The organism is Streptomyces sp. SM11 (genome assembly GCF_002910905.1).
Lineage (GTDB): Bacteria > Actinomycetota > Actinomycetes > Streptomycetales > Streptomycetaceae > Streptomyces.
The window spans coordinates 37,970-59,561 of the sequence record NZ_NEUE01000098.1; the positions used below are offsets into that span (position 1 = coordinate 37,970).

Below are 21,592 nucleotides of genomic sequence, written 5' to 3' on the forward strand. Positions count from 1 at the left end.
CTACTGCTTCACGAGGCCTTCGATCTCGGACTGCGCCGCCTTCAGCGCGTCCTCGGCGGAAGCCTTGCCCTGCGTCACCTTGGCGATGGCCTGGTCCACCTTGTCGGTGATCTCGGTCCAGTTGGCCAGGGAAGGCGAGGACTTGGCGGTGTCCATCTGCTTCTTGAAGGTCTGCAGGTCGGCGTTGTCGGCGAGCGCCCCGGACTCCCACGCGGAGATGTTGGCGGGCAGGTCCTTCGTCCGCTCGTACCAGTCGGACTGGCCCTTCGTGTCGGTCAGGTACGTGATGAACTCGGTGGCGGCGGCCTTGTGCTCGCTGTCCTTGGAGATGACGAGCGAGGAGCCGCCGGCCATGGAGGTGGAGGAGGCGTCCGCCGGAACGGATCCGATGGCCCACTTGCCCTTGATCTGCGGCTGACCCTCGTCGAGGAGCGTCACGTGCCAGGGGCCGCCGAAGAACATCGGGACCCGGCCGTTGCCGAAGTCCTTCACCACGTCGTAGCCGGGCTGTACGGACTTGTTGGCGAGGCCCTTGTCGAAGTAGGAGCCGTACTCCTTCAGCGCCTTGACGGCCGCCGGGCTGTCGATGACCGCCTCGCCCTTGTCGTCGACGATCTCACCGCCCGCCGAGTACAGGAAGGAGTAGAAGTTCTGCACGGTGTCCAGGCCGCTGGGCTGGATGGAAAGACCCCACTTCGTACCGGCTTTCTCCTGGTACGCGGTGGCGAGGTCCTGGAGCTCCTTCCAGCTCGCCGGAGCCTCGCTCACGCCCGCCTTCTCGGCCAGGTCCGTGCGGTAGTAGAGGACCCGGGTGTCGACGTACCACGGCACGCCGTAGGCGGTTCCGTCCACCTCGCCCTGCTCCCAGCCCGCCGGGAAGAAGTCCTTCTTGTCGAAGACCTCGGTGTCCACCGGCTCCAGCACGCCCAGTTCGGAGAACTCGCCCAGGTAGCTGCCGCCCATCTGCGCCACGTCGGGCAGATTGCCCGCCGCCGCTGCCGAGACGAGCTTCTGGTGCGCGACGTCCCAGCCGATCGGGGTCACCTTCACCGTGATGTTCGGGTTGGCCTTCTCGTAGACCTCGGCCACGTCCGCGAGCTTCTCGCCCTCGGCTCCCATGGCCCACACGGTGAGCGTCTGCTTCTCGTCCGCCGCGACGTCGCCGCCGGAGGAGCCGCAGGCGGAAAGGGTGACGGCGAGCGCGAGCGCTAGGCCGGCGGGAGCGGTTCTGGCGATGCGGGACATGGGAGGGCTCCTCCTTGAGCAATCCGGATACTGCGCGATGTATGCGCTCCCTGTAAGCGCATACATCACTCTGTGCCAGGCGCTTGGGAATCCGCAAGAGGGTGCTGGGTCACACTCGTGCAACGTGCTCGACAGCCTGACGCCTTGTTGGTGAACCGTAAACGCGCTGTTTGTGGAGCAACAGGCGATGTGACCGATTCGTCGCTCCGGGAGCCCGTGCCCGGCGCGGGCGTGGTCGGCCTCTACCCTCGCGGCATGGCCTCATCCGTCGCGTTCTCCCACGGCTTCCCGTTCGACCCGGGCTACGGGTACGACGCGCCGGACGCCCTGCTGAACATCCCCGCCCCGCCCGCTCCCGACGGCTTCGACGCCTTCTGGCGGGGGCGGTACGCGCGTGCCCGCGCGGTCGACCCGCGGCCGGTCCTCGGCCTGGCGGAGGAGGAGCGCGACGGCGTACGGATCCACGGCGTGACCTACGCTTCCGTGGGCGGCGTCCGGCTCGGCGGCTGGCTCGCCCTGCCCGCCGAGGGGCCTGTGCGGTACGGATTCGTCGTCGGGCACGGCTACGGCGGCCGCCAGGAGCCCGGCCGCGACCTTCCGGCGCCGCTGCCCGGGGCCGCCGCGATCCTGCCGTGCGTACGGGGCATGGGGGTGCGGGGCCGGGTCGACTCCATCCCCGACCTGGCCGACGAGCATGTCCTGCACGGCATCGGCTCCCGCGACACCTACGTCATCGGCGACTGCGCGGCCGACCTGTGGTGCGCCGCCTCCGCACTCACGGCCCTCGTCCCGGAACTGGTGGGAGCCGGCCTCCCGGGCGGGCCCCGCCTCGGCTACCTGGGCGAGAGCTTCGGCGGCGGGCTCGGGGCCCTCGCGCTGCCCTGGGACGACCGCTTCGGTGCGGCCCAGCTCACGGTCCCCACCTTCGGCAGCCACCCGCTGCGACTGACCCTGCCCTGCGCGGGCAGCGGTGAGGCGGTCCGGGCGCACCACCGCGAACACCCCGAGGTCACGGATGTCCTCGGCTACTTCGACGCGGCGACGGCGGCGACCCGGCTGACGCTGCCCACGCTGGTCGCGGCCGCGCTGTTCGACCCGTCCGTGCCGCCGCCGGGGCAGTTCGCCGTGCACAACGCGCTGGCCGGCGAGCGCGAGCTCCAGGTGCTGACGGCGGGGCACTTCGCGTACCGGGGGATGGCGGCCGAGGCGGCGGAACTGGACGCGAACCGGACGCGGTTCTTCGGGGAGCGGCTGAGCCCCGCCTGACGCGGCCGCGGGCCACGGCTCGTGCCGTGATCACCCGGTGTCGCCCCGGTCCCACCCCGGTCCTGATCCGCCGGACGCGCCCTGGGTGGCGACGACGGCACGACGGGCAGGAGGTCCGGGGCGGGCGGCGCGCCCCGGTTCACCCGCAGCCGCAGCTGGCCCGCCGCGTCACCGAGACCGGCAGCTCCAGCGAGACCGGCGCGCGGCCCGGGTCCGCCAAGCGCTGCACCAGCAACTCCACCGCCTGCTCGCCCAGCCGCCGGATCGGCTGCCGGACGGTCGTCAGGGGCGGGCGGACGATCCGGCTCAGCGGGATCCCGTCGAACCCGGTCACGGCGATGTCCTCCGGCACCCGCACCCCGCGCCGCTCCAGCGCCTGGAGTGCGCCGACCGCCATCTGGTCGTTGGCGAACAGCATCGCCTCCGGCCGCTCCACCCCCGCGCTCTCCGACCGGTCCAGCAGGGCGCCCGCCGCCAGCGCGCCCTCGGCCTGCGTCATCATCCCGGCGCGCAGCTCCGGCCGGGAGGGCACCGGAAGGCCCGCGTCCCGGCACGCCTCCCGGAAGCCCCGGAACCGGGCCTGGGCGTCCGGTGAGTTCTCCTCGCCGCCGATGAACGCCAGCCGGCGCAGCCCGTGGTCCTCGATCAGGTGGCGGGTCAGTTCGCGCTCGCCCTCGGCGTTGGCCACCACGATGTGGTCCAGGTGGTCGATCTCGCGCGGTCCGGCGAGCATCACCACGGGCAGCCGGCGCGATATGACCTCCAGGTCCTCGGTCGGCACGGTCCGCGCCAGTACCGCGAACCCGTCGACCCGCCCCGCGACCTTCGCCACCAGGCTCTCGGGCCCGCCCTCCAGCGAGGCGGCGATCAGCAGGGCGTAGCCGTGCCGCCGGGCCGCCCGTTCCATGCCGCGGATGATCTGGTCGGAGTAGAGCATCACGGCCTGGTCGTCGTCCGCGTCGCTCGCCGCCGCGGCGGTCTCGGCGTCCGGGTCCGCGTAGTCGGGGAAGCACAGCCCGAGCACGCCCGTGGTCCGGCTGGCCAGGCCCCGGGCGCTGCCGCTCGGCACGTATCCCAGCTCGCGGGCCGCCTCCATGACCTTCTCGCGGGTCTGCACGCGTACGGAATCAGGGTTCCGGTAGACCCGGGAGACCGTGGCAATGGAGACGCCCGACCGCTCGGCGACGTCGTACACCGTGGGGGCGCTCACTCGACCGTCCGTCCGCTTCTTCTTCCGCGGCGCCCGCGCCGGGCGCGGTTGCCGTCACCGGTCCGGCGGCGTGTTCGCCGGCCGATGCGATCACGAGGCTCGTGAAAGCGCATTCACCCTAGATCCTGGGCCGTGCGACGAGCAAGGCCTCCCGGCGTCGCGCGGGTCGTGTCGAGCGAAACGTTCCTCCGGTCGGGTGAGCTTGCGGCTCCCGCCCGTCGTGTCTGCGCCCCCTCGCGCGAGGGGGCGTTTTCAGTGGGCGGAAGGAATCAGTGTGATCAACTGCAAATGCCACCACATACGCACTATCCGGTCCATTCCGGTACGGGGTGGTCCGGGCCGGCCCCGGAGGTATCAGCCATGTCCCACGTCGGCGTCCCGCGCGGGACGGTCCGAAAGCGCCGATCGGTCGCGCTCCTCACGACGGGGGTGCTCACGATCCCGGTGCTGGCGGGCTGCAGCTCCGGCAGCGAGGAGACCTCCCGGGGCGTGCCCCAGGACATCGCGCCCGCCGCCCGCGAGGCGGTCGCCGACGGCTCGACGGTGAACTGGGCGGTGGACGCGCTGCCCGCCACCTTCAACGCCTTCCAGGCGGACGCGGACAGCGCCACCACCCGGATCACCGGAGCCCTGCTCCCGTCCCTCTTCCCGATGGACAGGTCCGGGCAGCCGAAGCTCAATCCGGACTACCTGGAGTCCGCGAAGGTCATCGAGCGCGAGCCGAAGCAGGTCGTGCTCTACAAGCTCAACCAGCAGGCGGTGTGGAGCGACGGGCGGGAGATCGGGGCCCCCGACTTCGTCGCCCAGTGGCGGGCGCTCAGCGGCAAGGACTCCGCGTTCTGGACCGCCCGCAACTCCGGTTACGAGCGGATCGAGAAGATCGAGCGCGGCGCGGACGACCTACAGGTGAGGGTCACGTTCTCCAAGCCGTACGCGGACTGGCGCTCGCTGTTCTCGCCGCTCTACCCGAAGGAGATCACCGGCTCGCCGGACGCCTTCAACGACGGCGCGCGCACCACCCTGAAGAACACCGCCGGGCCCTTCGTCCTGCGTGGCGTCAGCAAGTCCAAGGGCGCCGTCACACTGGCCCGCAACCCGCGCTGGTGGGGCGACAAGGCCAAGCTGGACACCCTCGTCTTCCGGGCGGTCGCCCCCAAGGACCGCACCCAGGCGCTCGCCGACGGCACGGTGGACGTCGCCGACATCGACGCGGCCACCGCCGGCCGCATCGCCCTGGCCCGCCGTGACCGGGGCGGCAACGGCCAGCCGCTCGCCCACGGCCCGGGCTCCGGGACCACGCCCGCCGAGGCCCTGCGCTCCTGGGCCCTGGCACACGGCTCCGACGAGGAGGCCGCGGAGATCGCGCAGGCCGCCCGGGAGAAGAACCGCAAGGCCGTCATCGCGTACACCGCGGAACAGAAGGCCCTGCGCGACTTCGCCGTCCGCAAGTCCCTGGAGCCCGCCTACACCCAGCTCGCGCTGAACGGTGAGTCCGGCCCGCTCGCCGACGACCGGGTCCGCCGGGCGGTGGCCCGCGCCCTGGACCGCCAGGAGCTGGCCCAGACGGTGCTGGGGCCGCTGGGCCTTCCGGCGAAGCCGCTCGGCAGCCACCTGGCCCTCGCGGGGCAGCCCGGGTACAAGGACGGCAGCGGGGCGCTCGGCGACCAGGACACCAAGGAGGCCCAGGCCCTGCTGGCGGACGCCGGCTGGACCCGGGGCGGCGCGGCCCAGCCGCCCAAGGACACCAAGGCGGGCAGCGAGGCGGAGAAGAAGGGCGACAAGGAAGGCAAGGGCGACAAGGGAGACGCCGAAGCGGAGAAGAAGACCGCCGAGGACGCGAAGGAAGACAAGGACGCGAAGAGCGAGAAGGCCGAGAAGGAGACCAAGGAAGCCGAGGAGGAGAAGGCGGGGAAGAAGGACGACGGGAACAGCGAGGACTCCGCAGCAGAGCGCAAGAAGGCCGACCAGGCCTCCGAGGACAGCGCCGCCTCCCGCGCCGAGGGCCTCTACATCGTCGGCGAGGACAACAAGCCCGGCGCCCACGCCCCTGCCGCCACCGGTGGTGCCTCCGCCGTCCACGTCCTCGCCCCCGCCCGGACGGCAGCCGCCCAGGGCGCCACCCTCCTCCGCCAGGCCGGTACCCTCGGTGAGGACGGCGCCGTCGCCGCCCAGGAGAAGCAGCCCGGGGGAGCCGCCGGAGCGTACGCCCCCGTCGGCACCGCCGCCCCGGCGCCCGCCGCGGCCAAGGGGCAGCTCGGCAAGGACGGCAAGACGCTGACCCTGCGCTTCGTGCTCCCCGCCGGGCCCGGCTCCCAGTCGCTGCGCAGCGTCGGCGACAGGATCGCGGTGATGCTGGAGAAGATCGGCATCGGCACGGAGATCACCAAGGTCCCCGACGAGAGCTACTTCAAGGACCACATCGCCTCCGGCGAGTACGACCTGGCGCTCTACTCGTGGCCCGCCACCGCCTACCCGGCCACCGACGGGCGCCCGATCTACGCCAAGCCGGAGCCCGCCACCGACGGATCGCTCCTCGTGGAGCAGAACTACACCCGGGTCGGCACCGACCACATCGACCAGCTCTTCGACCAGGCCGCCGCCGAGCTGGACGAGAAGGCCGCACGGGAGCTGATGAAGCAGGCGGACGCCCGGATCTGGGCCGCCGCCGGATCGATTCCGCTCTTCCAGCGCCCGCAGCTCGTCGCGGTCGACAAGAAGCTCGCGAACGTCGGGGCGTTCGGTTTCGCGGCCCCCCGGTATCAGGACATCGGGTTCAAGAACCGGCAAGCGGCAGGTTCCCCCGCAGACCGCAAGAAGTAGCGGCCAAGCACCACCTACTCCCGCCGCCAAGCTCTGATGCACCTCAAAACCCTTGCCCGCCGGTTCGCCCGGCGGGCAGTGTGGTGTCTGCCCTGACCCGGGCCGTTCATCGTTTCACCACTCCTCACCCTCACAGTTCCGCCCGCGGGTCACTCCGCGGGTTCCCCCGCAGTTCCGCCCGTGTTCCGGCCCTTCGACGGGCTTGGCAGTACGTTGACACCGGCTGAATATCGCCTGAATCACACGGGAAGACCGCCTCTGTGGATCGGCCCGGGAAGCCCGGCGGGCCCAAGGCCCGTACGATGGTACGAGCCGTGGCGTGCCGCCCGGCGGGCGTACGAGGACTCGAAGACCGACTGAGACGCCTGATCCCACGATCCGAGAGAAGCGCAAGCCACCCATGCCCACGCGCCACGACATCCGTAACGTAGCCATCGTCGCCCACGTCGACCACGGCAAGACCACGCTGGTCGACGCCATGCTCAAGCAGGCCGGGGCGTTCGCCGCCCACGCCGCCGAGCACCTCGACGACCGCATGATGGACTCGAACGACCTGGAGCGTGAGAAGGGCATCACGATCCTCGCCAAGAACACGGCGGTGAAGTATCACCCCAAGGACGGCGGGGACCCGATCACGATCAACATCATCGACACCCCCGGCCACGCCGACTTCGGCGGCGAGGTCGAGCGTGGTCTGTCGATGGTGGACGCGGTCGTGCTGCTCGTCGACGCCTCCGAGGGCCCGCTGCCCCAGACCCGCTTCGTGCTGCGCAAGGCGCTGGCCGCGAAGATGCCGGTCATCCTGTGCATCAACAAGACGGACCGCCCCGACTCCCGGATCGCCGAGGTCGTCGACGAGACGTACGACCTGTTCCTGGACCTGGACGCGGACGAGGAGCAGATCGAGTTCCCGATCGTCTACGCCTGTGCGCGTGACGGCGTCGCCTCGCTGACCAAGCCCGAGGACGGCACCGTCCCGGCGGACAGCGACAACCTGGAGCCGTTCTTCACCACGATCCTGTCGCACGTCCCCGCCCCGGAGTTCGACGCGGACGCGCCGCTCCAGGCACACGTCACCAACCTGGACGCCGACAACTTCCTCGGCCGTATCGCGCTCTGCCGCGTCGAGCAGGGCGAGCTGCGCAAGGGCCAGACCGTCACCTGGATCAAGCGTGACGGCACCATGTCCAACGTCCGCATCACCGAGCTGATGATGACCGAGGCGCTCACCCGCAAGCCGGCCGAGGTGGCGGGCCCGGGCGACATCTGCGCCGTCGCCGGATTCCCGGACATCATGATCGGCGAGACCCTGGCCGACCCCGAGAACCCGGTCGCGCTCCCGCTGATCACGGTCGACGAGCCGGCCATCTCGATGACCATCGGCACCAACACCTCGCCGCTCGTCGGCAAGGGGGGCAAGGGCCACAAGGTCACCGCCCGCCAGGTGAAGGACCGCCTGGACCGCGAGCTGATCGGTAACGTCTCGCTCCGCGTCCTGGACACCGAGCGTCCCGACGCCTGGGAGGTCCAGGGCCGTGGTGAGCTCGCGCTCGCCATCCTGGTCGAGCAGATGCGCCGCGAGGGCTTCGAGCTGACCGTCGGCAAGCCCGAGGTCGTCACCAAGCAGGTCGACGGCAAGACGCACGAGCCGATCGAGCGCATGACGATCGACTCGCCCGAGGAGCACCTCGGTGCCATCACGCAGCTCATGGCGACCCGCAAGGGCCGTATGGAGACGATGACGAACCACGGTTCGGGCTGGGTCCGCATGGAGTGGATCGTGCCGTCCCGCGGCCTCATCGGCTTCCGTACGGAGTTCCTGACCCAGACCCGCGGCACCGGCATCGCGCACTCGATCTTCGAGGGGCACGAGCCGTGGTTCGGCGACCTGCGCACCCGCCACAACGGCTCGCTGGTGGCCGACCGTTCGGGCTCCGTCACGCCGTTCGCGATGGTCAACCTCCAGGAGCGCGGTGTCATCTTCACCGAGGCCGGCACCGAGGTCTACGAGGGCATGATCGTCGGCGAGAACTCCCGCGCCGACGACATGGACGTGAACATCACCAAGGAGAAGAAGCTCACCAACATGCGTGCGGCCTCCGCGGACACCACGGAGAACGTGGTCCCGGCCCGCAAGCTGTCGCTGGAGCAGTCCCTGGAGTTCTGCCGCGAGGACGAGTGCATCGAGGTGACCCCGGAGACCGTGCGTATCCGCAAGGTCGTCCTGGACCAGAAGGAGCGCGGCCGCACCGCCTCCCGCGCCAAGCGCTGACGTACCCGTGCCGGGCGCTGTGACAGCACACAGCGCCCGGGCCGGGACGGGGGCTGCTCCCCCCTTCCGGACAGGGCGTTCCGGGCGAAGCTGTGACCGTGCACCCCTGATCGTCAAGCCCTGCAACCGCGCCATGATCATCGGATTCCGTACCGTCGCGGCCATCGAGGCCCCCGCGGCTGGAGTGGTGCACGTACACGGTGACCACCACGGTCGGCATCACCATCCGCAACGCCCCGCGAACCGAATGCGCGACCGTCGCCGCGTACGCCTGCGACCAGCGGTTCCGGGGCTGGGCCGCGAGCGGCAACGGCCGGCGCCAGGTGGGGTCCGTGCGGTACGTGACGACGCGGTACACCCCTCGGGCCACCCGAGTGACCTGCCTGAACAGCTGACAAACCCGCGCCGGAACGTACAGCCGCGAGTTGGCGGTCCGTCAGTGCGTATGCGGCCCGGCCGTCGTAGATTCACCGCGACGGCCGGGCCGTTCGTCGCTTATCGTCCCTGCTTCGTGAGAAGTGTCACCGGCATGAGCATGGTCTCGGGGCAACTCCTTTTGGTCGTCCGGCTGCTGCGCCGATGTCCGGATAGCGACCACCGTGCTCCGGAAGTTGCGCCAACAGTCCGTTTCGCGGGCGTCTGTCTAGGATCACTTTGTCCGGATTTCGGGCATGTGCGGGTCGGTGATGTTGTCAAACCGAGACCCTTTAAGTGTGGTTTACGGCCCGGCCGTACTCAATAGTTGGCTCCATTGAGCTCGGGTCAATGGGTCACGCGCTGTGGGGAGCGCCGGCTCACGAGCACACTTCGGGGTCACTGTTCATCGCCGTCAGGGGTGTCGGCGACGTACCAGTACCCCTCTTGCCGTGATCAAAAGTGGACTCATGAGGAGGAGAACCCATGCGTGGTTCCAAGATGGTCGGGTGCGCGATAGTCGTCGCCCTGGCCGCAACCGCTTGCAGCGGTAGCGGTAGCGATGGCGACAGTGAGAGCGACGGCAAGTCCGGCGGCGGGTTCAGCATGAACATCGCCGAGCCCAAGCGACTCATCCCGCAGGCGGCCACCGAGTCCGGTGGCTCGCAGGTCCTTTCGGGCCTGTTCACCCCGCTGGTCGAGTTCGACGCGAAGAACGAGCCGGTGCTGGCCGCCGCGGAGTCCATCGAGAGCCCGGACAACAAGGTCTGGACGATCAAGCTCAAGGACGCCACCTGGCACGACGGCAAGCCCGTCACCGCCAAGGACTACGTCGGTGCCTGGAACTGGGGCGCCTACGGCCCGAACGTGGCCGACGGCAACTACTTCTTCGACACCATCCAGGGCTACGACGAGATGAACCCCGTCGACCCGGACGGCGAGGAGGGCCCGAAGAAGGCCCCCGAGCCGTCTGCCAAGGAGCTCTCGGGCCTCAAGGCGCTCGACGAGAAGACCATCGAGGTCACGCTCAAGGCGCCGTTCGCCGGCTACAAGTCCGTCCTGGGCTACACGGTCTTCTACCCGATGCCGGAGTCCGCGCTCGCCGACATCAAGGCGTACGAGGAAGCCCCGATCGGCCAGGGTCCGTTCCAGATGGACGGCAAGTGGAGCCACGACAAGTTCGTGAAGGTCAAGGCCTTCAAGGACTACAAGCTCGGCGACAAGCCGAAGGTCGACAAGGTCGAGTTCCGGATCTTCCAGGACCAGAACACCGCGTACAACGACCTGCTCGCCAACAACCTCGACATCGTGGACCAGATCCCGACCGAGGTCATGGGCACCGCTCCGGGTGAGCTCGGCGACCGCTTCAAGACGTCGACGGCCTCCACCTTCCAGTTCGTCGCCTTCCCGACGTACGACAAGAAGTACAGCGACGCGCGCGTCCGCAAGGCCATCTCGATGGCCATCGACCGCGACGAGATCATCAAGGTCGTCTTCCAGGACTCGCAGTCCTCCGCGCGTTCCTTCGTCTCCCCGGTCGTGGGCGGCTACCGCGAGGACACCTGTGGCGAGGCCTGCAAGTTCGACCCGGCCGCCGCGAAGAAGCTGCTCGACGAGGCCGGTGGCATCGACGGCAACAAGATCAACATCGGGCACAACGCCGATGGCGGTCACGAGCAGTGGATCAACGCCACGTGTGACCAGCTCAAGAAGAACCTGAACCTGGATTGCGTGAGCCAGGCCGTGCCGAAGTTCGCCGAGCTGCTGACGCAGGTCGAGAACAAGAAGTTCTCCGGCATGTTCCGCCTGGGCTGGATCATGGACTACCCGTCCATGGAGAACTACCTGGGCCCGCTGTTCAGCAGCAACGGTTCCTCGAACTACTACGGCTACAGCAACAAGGACTTCGACCGCCTGGTCCAGGAGGGCCGCGAGGCGAAGACCGAGGCTGAGGCCATCACCAAGTGGCAGGCCGCTGAGGACATCCTCGCCAAGGAAATGCCGGTCATCCCGCTGCGCTTCGGCAAGAACGTCTTCGGTCACTCGACCAACGTGAAGAACGTGGAGATGAACCTGTTCAACCAGGTTGAGCTCACCAAGGTTGAGAAGTCCTGACCTGCGTCTTACCTGACGCAGTCAAGAACATAGGGCCTGACGACGGGGGGCGGACCCAATCCGCCCCCCGTCGTTCCCACGAGGAGGAACCATGGGCCGCTACGTCGCAAGACGGCTGCTCCAGATGCTCCCGGTCATTATCGGGACCACCTTTCTGGTCTTCGCTCTCGTCACCGCCATGGGCGGCGATCCGGTACAGAACCTGTACGGAGAGCGACCTGTCCCGGAGGGCACCAGAGCTGCGCTGACCGCGCAGTACCACCTGGACGACCCCCTGCCCATCCGCTATGGCTACTACCTCGCGGGTCTGGTCCAGGGAGATTTCGGGACGAGCCTCAGCGGCTCCCGTCCCATCAGCGAAATGATCGCCGACGCGTGGCCGGAGACCCTCCGCATCGCCGGTATCGCCTTCGTCTTCGAAATGATCATCGGTGTCGCCGCCGGTGTGATGGCGGGCATGCGGCGCGGGAAGTTCCTGGACAACCTCGTCCTGCTCTCCACGCTGACCGTCATCGCTATCCCGATCTTCGTCCTCGGTCAGGTCAGCCAGATCTTCCTGGGCGTCAAGGCCGGCATCTTCCCCGTCTCGGGGACCAACGAGGGCTTCTACAGCTACCTCCTGCCCGGCCTGGTGCTCGGTTCCGTCTCGCTCGCCTACATCGCACGCCTGGCACGGGCCTCCGTCGCGGAGAACCTGCGGATGGACTACGTGCGTACGGCCAAGGCGAAGGGCCTTTCCCCGTCCCGGATCACCGGGATCCATGTCCTGAGGAACTCGCTGATCCCCGTGGTCACCTACCTCGGCGCGGACCTGGGAACCCTCATGGGCGGAGCCATCGTCACCGAGCGGATCTTCAACATCCCCGGTGTCGGCTACAACCTCTTCAAGGCGATCCAGATCGAGGACGGACCCGCACTGGTCGGCTTCGTCACCCTGCTCGTCGTCGTCTACGTGGTGATGGCGCTCGTCGTGGACCTGCTCTATGCCGTGCTTGACCCGAGGATTCGCTATGCCTGACGCAACCAAGACTTCCGTCGCTCCGGCGTCCGGCGAGGCCCCGGCCCCGAAGGCCCCGGCAAAGGAACTGGCCAAGCCGCGCAGCCTGCTCCAGGACGCCGTGCGCGACCTCGTGCGCCGGCCGCTCTTCCTGTTCTCCTCCGGCATCATCCTGGTGCTGGTCGCCATGGCCGCGTTCCCGACCCTGTTCGCCAGCGCCGACCCGCAACTGTGCGAGCTGGGCCGGTCGTTGCAGAAGCCGAGCGCCGACGCCTGGTTCGGATACGACGCCCGTGGCTGCGACGTCTACGCCCGCACCATCCACGGAGCCCGGACGTCCATCACGGTCGGCGTCCTCGCCACCCTGGGCTCGGCACTCATAGCCCTGGTCCTCGGCCTCGTCTCCGGGTTCTACGGCAGGTGGATCGACGCGATCATCTCCCGCGGCATCGACATCGTGATGGGCATTCCGTTCCTGGTCGGCGCCATCGTGATCCTCAACAGCTTCCGCGACGACGACGGTTTCCGTATCGGCGGCATCTGGGGTGTGCTCACCGCGCTCACCGTGCTCGGCTGGATGAGCATGGCCCGCATCATGAGGTCCACCGCCATGCAGACCAAGCAGGCCGACTACGTCACCGCCGCTCGCTCGCTCGGCGCCTCCACCGGCCGCCTGATGTTCCGGCACGTGCTGCCGAACGCGCTGACCCCGCTGATCGTGCTGGCGACCATCTCGCTCGGCGTGATCATCTCGGCCGAGGCGACGCTCAGCTTCCTCGGTGTCGGTATTCAGGAGCCGACCATCTCCTGGGGCGTCATGATCAACCAGTCCCTGGGGCGGATCCGCGAGTCGCTGCACCCGCTGCTCTTCCCGGCCGGCTTCGTCAGCGTCACCGTGCTGGCGTTCATCATGCTCGGCGACGCGGTCCGCGACGCCCTCGATCCCAAGCTGCGCTGAGGGAGGCGTACGTGACCACCATGGAAAATACTGCGAACGTCCCCGCTCCCCGCAGCGACGAGGACCATCAGGGTCCGCTGCTCGAAGTCCGTGACCTGCACGTCGAGTTCCACACCCGCGAGGGTGTCGCCAAGGCCGTCAACGGTGCGAACTACACCGTCAGCGCCGGCGAGACCCTCGCGGTGCTCGGCGAGTCCGGCTCCGGCAAGTCCGTCACCGCCCAGGCGATCATGGGCATCCTCGACATGCCGCCCGGGAAGATCACCCAGGGGGAGATCCTCTTCCGCGGCCAGGACATGCTGAAGATGTCCAACGAGGAGTGGCGGAAGATCCGCGGCCGGAAGATCGCGATGATCTTCCAGGACGCGCTCTCCGCGCTGAACCCGGTCCTGACCGTCGGCTACCAGCTCGGCGAGATGTTCCAGGTGCACCAGGGCCTCTCCCGCAAGGCGGCCAGGGCCAAGGCCATCGAGTTGATGGACCAGGTCAAGATCCCGGCGGCGGCGGCCCGTGTCACGGACTACCCGCACCAGTTCTCCGGCGGTATGCGCCAGCGCATCATGATCGCCATGGCGCTGGCCCTGGAGCCGGACCTGATCATCGCGGACGAGCCGACCACCGCGCTCGACGTGACGGTCCAGGCCCAGGTCATGGACCTGCTGGCCGAGCTCCAGCGCGAGTACAACATGGGCCTGATCCTGATCACCCACGATCTCGGCGTGGTCGCCGACGTCGCGGACAAGATCGCCGTGATGTACGCGGGCCGGATCGTGGAGACGGCCCCGGTCGGCGAGCTGTACAGCCGCCCGGCGCACCCGTACACGCGGGGGCTGCTGGACTCGATCCCGCGCCTGGACCAGAAGGGCGAGGAGCTCTACGCGATCAAGGGCCTGCCGCCCAACCTCACCCGCATCCCCGAAGGCTGCGCCTTCAGCCCGCGCTGCCCCAAGGCGCAGGACATCTGCCGCACGGACGTTCCGCCGCTCGCTCCGGTGACCGAGCAGGACGGCCTTGAGCTGGTCGGCCGCGGCAGCGCGTGCCACTTCTGGAAGGAGACGATCCATGGCTGAGCTCAAGAAGGAGCCCGTGGACGCCACCCCGAACGTCTCCGACGTGAAGGCCCCGGCGGCCGGGGCGGAGGCCGTAGCCGCCCTCGACAAGTCGATGGGCAGGGGCGAGCCGATCCTCCAGGTGCGCAACCTGGTCAAGCACTTCCCGCTGACCCAGGGCATCCTCTTCAAGAAGCAGATCGGCGCGGTCAAGGCCGTCGACGGGGTCTCCTTCGACCTGTACGCCGGTGAGACCCTGGGCATCGTGGGGGAGTCCGGCTGTGGCAAGTCCACGGTCGCGCGGCTCCTGATGACGCTGGAGCGGGCCACCGCCGGTGAGGTCTTCTACAAGGGCCAGGACATCACCAAGCTGTCCGGCCGGGCGTTGAAGGCCGTGCGCCGCAACATCCAGATGGTGTTCCAGGACCCGTACACCTCGTTGAACCCGCGGATGACGGTCGGCGACATCATCGGGGAGCCGTACGAGATCCACCCCGAGGTCGCCCCGAAGGAGAGCAGGCGCCGGAAGGTGCAGGACCTGCTGGACGTCGTCGGGCTGAACCCGGAGTACATCAACCGGTATCCGCACCAGTTCTCCGGCGGTCAGCGCCAGCGCATCGGCATCGCCCGCGGCCTCGCGCTCAACCCGGAGATCATCATCTGCGACGAGCCGGTCTCCGCGCTCGACGTGTCGGTGCAGGCGCAGGTCATCAACCTGATGGCGCAGCTCCAGGACGAGTTCAAGCTGTCCTACCTGTTCATCGCGCACGACCTGTCCATCGTCCGGCACATCTCCGACCGGGTCGGCGTCATGTACCTCGGCAAGATGGCCGAGATCGGCACGGACACGCAGATCTACGACCACCCGACGCACCCCTACACCCAGGCGCTGCTGTCGGCGGTCCCGGTCCCCGACCCGTCGGCCCGTGAGGGACGCGACCGGATCATCCTGACCGGTGACGTCCCGTCACCGGCGAACCCGCCCTCGGGCTGCCGCTTCCGCACCCGGTGCTGGAAGGCGGAGGAGCGCTGCGCGACGGAGGAGCCCCTGCTGGCGATCCCCGAGCGCTTCGTCGAGGGGACCACGCCCGCCACGCACGAGTCGGCGTGCCACTTCGCGGAGGAGAGGTCCGTTCTTGTCAGCTGAGGAAGCGCACGCGGCGTGACCGTTTCCGGTTCCTCAACGGCAGATGCCCGGTTCCCCGAGGGGGGCCGGGCATCGTCGCGTCCGCCCGCACCGCCGCCCGTACGGGGTAAGCCGGCATGCGGTACGTCACGTTATGGGGTGATATGAGGCATTGAGCTACTCGATGACTCTAGGAGGCACTTCATGCGCGGAGCCACACAGGTCAGGTGGGCCGCATGTGCGGTGGCCGTCGCCCTTGCAGCGACGGCCTGTGGCGGCGGCGGTGACGGCAGCGGCGGCAGCGGCGCCGACGGCATCGTCAGCTCCTCCTGGGGAGACCCGCAGAACCCGCTGGAACCCGCCAACACCAACGAGGTCCAGGGCGGCAAGGTCCTCGACATGGTCTTCCGCGGACTGATCCGCTACGACCCGAAGACCGGCGAGGCCAAGAACATGGTCGCCGAGTCCATCGACACGACGGACTCCCAGAACTTCACGATCAAGCTCAAGGAAGGCTGGACGTTCTCCAACGGGGAGAAGGTCACCGCCGAGTCCTTCGTCGACGCCTGGAACTACGGCGCCGCGCTGAAGAACAACCAGAAGAACGCCTACTTCTTCCAGTACATCGAGGGCTACGACCAGGTCCACCCGGAGTCCGGATCCGCCTCCGCCGAGACCCTGTCCGGCCTGAAGGTCGTGGACGACCTGACCTTCACCGCCAAGCTCACCCAGAAGTTCTCCCTGTGGCCCGACACCCTCGGCTACTCCGCCTTCGTCCCCCTGCCCAAGGCGTTCTACGACGACCACGACGCCTGGCTCTCCAAGCCCGTGGGGAACGGTCCGTACACCATCGAGTCGTACGCCAAGGGCTCCTCGATGAGCCTGCGGACGTGGGACGACTACCCGGGTGACGACAAGGCGAAGAACGGCGGCGTCGACCTCAAGGTCTTCACCGACAACAACACCGCCTACACCGACCTGACCTCGGGCAACCTCGACCTCGTCGACGACGTGCCCGCCTCCCAGCTCCGCAACGTCGAGACGGACCTCGGCGACCGGTACATCAACACCCCCGCCGGCATCATCCAGACCCTGGCCTTCCCCTTCTACGACGAGGAGTGGGACACCGACGACGCGCGCAAGGTCCGCCAGGGCCTGTCGATGGCGATCAACCGGCCGCAGATCACCGACCAGATCTTCCAGAAGACCCGCACCCCCGCCTCCGACTGGACCTCCCCGGTCCTCGGCGAGGAGGGCGGCTTCAGCGAAGGGCTCTGCGGCACGGAGTGCACGTACGACAAGGCCGCGGCCAAGAAGCTGATCGACGAGGGCGGCGGCATCCCCGGCGGCCAGCTGAAGATCTCGTACAACGCGGACACCGGCTCCCACAAGGAATGGGTCGACGCCGTCTGCAACAGCATCAACAACGTCATGGGCGACAACAGGGCCTGCGTCGGCGGCCCCGTCGGCACCTTCGCCGACTTCCGCGCCCAGGTCTCCACCCAGAAGCTGACCAGTGCCTGGCGTGCGGGCTGGCAGATGGACTACCCGCTGATCCAGAACTTCCTCCAGCCGCTCTACTACACCAACGCCCCGTCCAACGACGGCAAGTGGAGCAACCAGGAGTTCGACGACCTGATCGACGAGGCCAACGCCGAGAGCGACAAGGCGAAAGCCGTCACCACCTTCCAGGACGCGGAGAAGATCCTCGTCGAGGAGATGCCGGTCATCCCGCTCTGGTACCAGAACGGCAGCGCCGGCTACTCGGACCGGGTCGACAACGTCGCGCTGAACCCGTTCAGCGTCCCGGTCTACGAAGAGATCACCGTCAACTGACACGCCGAGGCGCGGACGGCCGGGACGCCCGACACGCGCCCGGCCGTCCGCGCACCCGCACCGCCGTTGCCGCGCTCGCCCCGCCCGGCCGGCCGCCCGGACCTCCGAGGTCCCGCCACGTCGTCCGTCCGCCCGCCCCGACCCCCGGAGCCCTTCATGGGACGTTATGTGATCCGGCGGCTGCTGCAGATGATCCCCGTCTTCTTCGGCACCACGCTGTTGATCTTCCTCATGGTGAACGTGATGGGCGACCCCATCGCGGGCCTCTGCGGCGACCGCCAGTGCGACCCGGCCACCGCCGCCCAGCTGCGCTCCGAGTTCGGCCTCGACAAGCCGGTCTGGCAGCAATACCTCACGTACATGGGCAACGTGTTCACCGGCGACTTCGGCACCGCGTTCAACGGGCAGAAGGTCACCGAGCTGATGGGCACGGCCTTCCCCATCACGATCCGGCTCACCATCGTCGCGATCGTCTTCGAGGTCGTCATCGGCATCAGCCTCGGCGTCGTCACCGGCCTGCGGCGCGGCCGCCCCGTCGACACCACCGTCCTCATCCTGACGCTGGTCGTCATCGCCGTCCCGACCTTCGTCACCGGTCTGCTGCTCCAGCTCCTCCTGGGCGTCAAATGGGGCATCATCAAGCCCTCGGTCTCCGCGGACCCCACCTTCGACGAACTGCTCGTCCCCGGACTGGTCCTCGCCTCGGTCTCGCTCGCCTACGTCACCCGGCTCACCCGGACCTCGATCGCCGAGAACGCCCGCGCCGACTACGTACGCACCGCCGTCGCCAAGGGCCTGCCCCGCCGCCGGGTCGTCGTACGGCACCTGCTGCGCAACTCGCTGATCCCCGTCGTCACCTTCATCGGCACCGACGTGGGAGCCCTGATGGGCGGGGCCATCGTCACCGAACGGATCTTCAACATCCACGGCGTCGGCTACCAGCTCTACCAGGGGATCCTGCGCCAGAACTCCCAGACCGTCGTCGGGTTCGTCACCATCCTCGTCCTCGTCTTCCTGGCCGCCAACCTGATCGTCGACCTCCTGTACGCCGTACTCGACCCGAGGATCCGCTATGCCTGAGCCGCAGACCCCGGACGAAGCGATCTCCCAGGCGGGCGCCGGCGGCGCGACGGACCTCGCCATGGAGGAGGGCACCAGCCTGGAGAAGAACCCGAGCGGCCCCGACGGCACAGGACCGGCCGGAAAGCCGCGCAGCCTCTGGTCGGACGCCTGGCGGGACCTGCGGCGCAACCCGGTCTTCATCATCTCCGCGCTGGTCATCACCTTCCTGGTGATCATCTCGATCTGGCCCTCGCTCATCGCGAGCGGCGACCCCCTCCAGGCCGACCTGGACGACGCCCAGAAGGGCTCCGAGCCCGGCCACCCCTTCGGCTTCGACCCGCAGGGCCGCGACGTCTACACCCGGGTCGTGTACGGCACCCGCACCTCGGTCACCGTCGGCGTCTGCGCCACCCTCGGTGTCGCGATCCTCGGCAGTGTGTTCGGCGGGCTCGCGGGCTTCTTCGGCGGCTGGTGGGACTCGATCCTCTCCCGCCTCACCGACGTCTTCTTCGGCATCCCCGTCATCCTCGGCGGCCTGGTCTTCCTGTCCGTCGTCACCAGCTCCACCGTCTGGCCCGTCGTCGGCTTCATCGTCCTGCTCGGCTGGCCCCAGATCGCCCGTATCGCCCGCGGCTCGGTCATCACCGCCAAACAGAACGACTACGTCCAGGCGGCCCGCGCGCTGGGCGCCTCCAACTCCCGCATGATGCTGCGCCACATCACCCCGAACGCCATCGCCCCCGTCATCGTCGTGGCGACCATCGCGCTCGGCACGTACATCTCACTGGAGGCGACCCTGTCCTTCCTCGGCGTCGGCCTGAAGGACCCGGCCGTCTCCTGGGGCATCGACATCTCCGCGGCCGCCAACTACATCCGCAACGCCCCGCACATGCTGCTCTGGCCCGCCGGAGCGCTGGCGGTCACCGTGCTCGCGTTCATCATGCTCGGCGACGCGGTGCGCGACGCCCTCGACCCCAAGCTGCGCTGAGGAGCCGGTTGCCATGTTGCTCGAAGTGCGCGATCTGCACGTGGAGTTCCACACTCGCGAAGGCGTCGCCAAGGCCGTCAACGGGGTCAACTACTCGGTGGCCGAGGGCGAGACGCTCGCCGTCCTCGGCGAGTCCGGCTCCGGCAAGTCCGTCACCGCCCAGGCGATCATGGGCATCCTCGACATGCCGCCCGGGAAGATCACCGGCGGGGAGATCCTCTTCAAGGACCAGGACCTGCTGAAGCTCAAGCCGGAGGAGCGGCGCAAGATCCGCGGCCAGGAGATGGCCATGATCTTCCAGGACGCCCTGTCCTCGCTGAACCCGGTCCTCACCGTCGGCGAGCAGCTCGGCGAGATGTTCGTCGTGCACCGCGGCATGTCCCGCAAGGACGCGAAGGCCAGGTCGGTCGAGCTGATGGACCGCGTCCGCATCCCGGCCGCCAAGGAGCGGGTCGGCAACTACCCGCACCAGTTCTCCGGCGGTATGCGCCAGCGCATCATGATCGCCATGGCGATGGCCCTGGAACCGTCCCTGATCATCGCCGACGAGCCGACCACCGCCCTCGACGTCACCGTCCAGGCCCAGGTCATGGAACTCCTCGCCGAGCTCCAGCGCGAGCTGAACATGGGCCTCATCCTGATCACCCACGACCTCGGCGTGGTCGCCGACGTCGCCGACAAGATCGCCGTGATGTACGCGGGCCGCATCGTCGAGACCGCCCCCGTCCACGCGATCTACCAGGCCCCCGCCCACCCGTACACCAAGGGTCTCCTCCGGTCGATCCCGCGCCTGGACCAGAAGGGCCAGGAGCTCTACGCGATCAGGGGCCTGCCGCCCAACCTCACACGCATCCCGCCGGGCTGCGCCTTCAACCCCCGCTGCCCGATGGCCCAGGACGTGTGCCGCAGCGACGTGCCGCCGCTCTACGAGGTGGACGAGCAGCGCCGGAGCGCCTGCCACTTCTGGAAGGAGACGCTCGATGCACGCTGACCGCGACGAGAGTGCGGGGGCAGGCGGTGGCGCGGCCGGCTCCACTCTGCTGTCCAAGGCGCGCGAGGACGCCGTCACTCCGTACACGGAAGGCGACCCGATCCTTCAGGTCCGCGACCTCGCCAAGCACTACCCGCTGACCCAGGGCATCCTCTTCAAGCGGCAGATCGGCGCGGTCAGGGCCGTCGACGGCGTCGACTTCGACCTGTACGCGGGCGAGACGCTGGGCATCGTGGGGGAGTCGGGGTGCGGCAAGTCGACCGTCGCCAGGATGCTCGTCCACCTGGAACGCCCCACCGCAGGCGCGATCCGCTACAAGGGCGAGGACATCTCCCAGCTGTCCGGCCGGGCGCTGAAGGCCGTGCGCCGCAACATCCAGATGGTGTTCCAGGACCCGTACACCTCGTTGAACCCGCGGATGACGGTCGGCGACATCATCGGGGAGCCGTACGAGATCCACCCCGAGGTCGCCCCCAAGGGCAGCCGCCGCCAGAAGGTGCAGGACCTGCTGGACGTCGTCGGCCTCAACCCGGAGTACATCAACCGGTATCCGCACCAGTTCTCCGGAGGCCAGCGCCAGCGCATCGGCATCGCCCGCGGCCTCGCCCTCAACCCGGAGGTCATCGTCGCCGACGAACCGGTCTCCGCGCTCGACGTGTCCGTACAGGCCCAGGTCGTCAACCTGCTGGACCGGCTCCAGGCGGAGTTCAGCCTCAGCTTCGTCTTCATCGCCCACGACCTCTCGATCGTCCGGCACATCTCCGACCGGGTCGGCGTGATGTACCTCGGCCGGATCGTGGAGATCGGCTCCGACGCGGAGATCTACGACCACCCCACCCACCCGTACACCCAGGCGCTGCTGTCCGCCGTCCCCGTGCCGGACCCGACGGCCCGCGCCCACCGGGAACGGATCATCCTGCATGGCGACGTCCCCTCGCCCGCCAACATCCCCTCGGGCTGCCGGTTCCGCACTCGGTGCTGGAAGGCGCAGGAGCGGTGCGAACTGGAGGTCCCGCTGCTCGCGGTCCCCGCGGAGTTCCGGCTCGTCGACACCCCGGCCCGCCACGACTCCGCGTGCCACTTCGCGGAGGAGAAGCGGGTGGTGCCGCCGGAGGGCGAGCTGGAGGCCCCGGGGCCGACGGAGGTCCTCGGTCGCACGGAGGAGCCGGGTCGCACGGAGGACGAAACGCCTTGAGGTGGCGTCAGATTCGTTAACAAGCAGGCAACTTCACCGTCGTCGCAC

Annotated in this window: 16 protein-coding genes; 14 read left to right on the forward strand and 2 right to left on the reverse strand. The window is 68.8% G+C overall.

Going from position 1 to position 21,592, the window contains the following annotated elements; translation table 11 throughout:
* Nucleotides 1-1,245: a sugar ABC transporter substrate-binding protein gene (locus tag B9S58_RS06370; RefSeq protein ID WP_103531143.1), complete on the reverse strand. Its 1,245-nt coding sequence runs from the start codon at nt 1,243-1,245 to the stop codon at nt 1-3.
* A gap of 255 nt (nt 1,246-1,500) precedes the next feature.
* Between B9S58_RS06370 and B9S58_RS06375 the strand changes: the two genes are divergently transcribed.
* On the forward strand, nt 1,501-2,511 hold the full coding sequence (locus tag B9S58_RS06375; protein WP_103531181.1) for an acetylxylan esterase: 1,011 nt from the start codon (nt 1,501-1,503) through the stop codon (nt 2,509-2,511).
* A 139-nt stretch (nt 2,512-2,650) separates the two neighbouring features.
* Here B9S58_RS06375 and B9S58_RS06380 read toward each other — a convergent pair whose 3' ends face one another.
* On the reverse strand, nt 2,651-3,721 hold the full coding sequence (locus tag B9S58_RS06380) for a LacI family DNA-binding transcriptional regulator (RefSeq protein ID WP_103531144.1): 1,071 nt from the start codon (nt 3,719-3,721) through the stop codon (nt 2,651-2,653).
* Between the two features lie 360 nt (nt 3,722-4,081).
* On the opposite strand from B9S58_RS06380, the gene B9S58_RS06385 reads away from it, so the two are divergent.
* From B9S58_RS06385 to B9S58_RS06445, 13 genes are all read left to right on the forward strand, one after another.
* The gene (locus B9S58_RS06385; RefSeq protein WP_103531145.1) at nt 4,082-6,541 is read left to right on the forward strand and encodes an ABC transporter family substrate-binding protein; all 2,460 of its coding nucleotides are present in this window, start codon (nt 4,082-4,084) and stop codon (nt 6,539-6,541) included.
* Between the two features lie 400 nt (nt 6,542-6,941).
* Entirely contained in the window at nt 6,942-8,813 is a 1,872-nt protein-coding gene (typA, locus tag B9S58_RS06390; protein WP_103531146.1) for a translational GTPase TypA, read from the forward strand.
* A gap of 200 nt (nt 8,814-9,013) precedes the next feature.
* A complete protein-coding gene (locus B9S58_RS06395) occupies nt 9,014-9,208 on the forward strand; it encodes a hypothetical protein (protein WP_103531147.1) in 195 nt (64 codons plus the stop codon).
* 505 nt (nt 9,209-9,713) lie between these two features.
* Nucleotides 9,714-11,342, forward strand: a complete 1,629-nt coding sequence (locus B9S58_RS06400) for an ABC transporter substrate-binding protein (RefSeq protein ID WP_103531148.1) — start codon at nt 9,714-9,716, stop codon at nt 11,340-11,342.
* Nucleotides 11,343-11,433: 91 nt separating this feature from the next.
* Nucleotides 11,434-12,360 (forward strand): ABC transporter permease, encoded by a 927-nt coding sequence (locus B9S58_RS06405; protein ID WP_103531149.1) that lies wholly within the window; start codon nt 11,434-11,436, stop codon nt 12,358-12,360.
* On the forward strand, nt 12,353-13,297 hold the full coding sequence (locus B9S58_RS06410) for an ABC transporter permease (protein ID WP_103531150.1): 945 nt from the start codon (nt 12,353-12,355) through the stop codon (nt 13,295-13,297). Before B9S58_RS06405 ends, B9S58_RS06410 begins: the two co-directional genes overlap by 8 nt.
* Before the next feature lie 11 nt (nt 13,298-13,308).
* On the forward strand, nt 13,309-14,367 hold the full coding sequence (locus tag B9S58_RS06415; protein ID WP_103531151.1) for an ABC transporter ATP-binding protein: 1,059 nt from the start codon (nt 13,309-13,311) through the stop codon (nt 14,365-14,367).
* Entirely contained in the window at nt 14,360-15,493 is a 1,134-nt protein-coding gene (locus tag B9S58_RS06420) for an ABC transporter ATP-binding protein (RefSeq protein WP_103531152.1), read from the forward strand. The genes B9S58_RS06415 and B9S58_RS06420 overlap by 8 nt, the downstream gene beginning before the upstream one ends.
* Nucleotides 15,494-15,676: 183 nt before the next feature.
* Nucleotides 15,677-17,308: an ABC transporter substrate-binding protein gene (locus B9S58_RS06425; protein WP_103531153.1), complete on the forward strand. Its 1,632-nt coding sequence runs from the start codon at nt 15,677-15,679 to the stop codon at nt 17,306-17,308.
* Between the two features lie 156 nt (nt 17,309-17,464).
* Nucleotides 17,465-18,388, forward strand: coding sequence for an ABC transporter permease (locus B9S58_RS06430; RefSeq protein WP_103531154.1), 924 nt, complete (start codon nt 17,465-17,467; stop codon nt 18,386-18,388).
* Nucleotides 18,381-19,358, forward strand: a complete 978-nt coding sequence (locus tag B9S58_RS06435; RefSeq protein WP_103531155.1) for an ABC transporter permease — start codon at nt 18,381-18,383, stop codon at nt 19,356-19,358. Before B9S58_RS06430 ends, B9S58_RS06435 begins: the two co-directional genes overlap by 8 nt.
* Nucleotides 19,359-19,371: 13 nt before the next feature.
* A complete protein-coding gene (locus B9S58_RS06440) occupies nt 19,372-20,349 on the forward strand; it encodes an ABC transporter ATP-binding protein (RefSeq protein ID WP_103531156.1) in 978 nt (325 codons plus the stop codon).
* Nucleotides 20,339-21,544, forward strand: coding sequence for an ABC transporter ATP-binding protein (locus B9S58_RS06445; protein ID WP_103531157.1), 1,206 nt, complete (start codon nt 20,339-20,341; stop codon nt 21,542-21,544). Before B9S58_RS06440 ends, B9S58_RS06445 begins: the two co-directional genes overlap by 11 nt.
* The last annotated feature ends 48 nt before the right edge of the window (nt 21,545-21,592 follow it).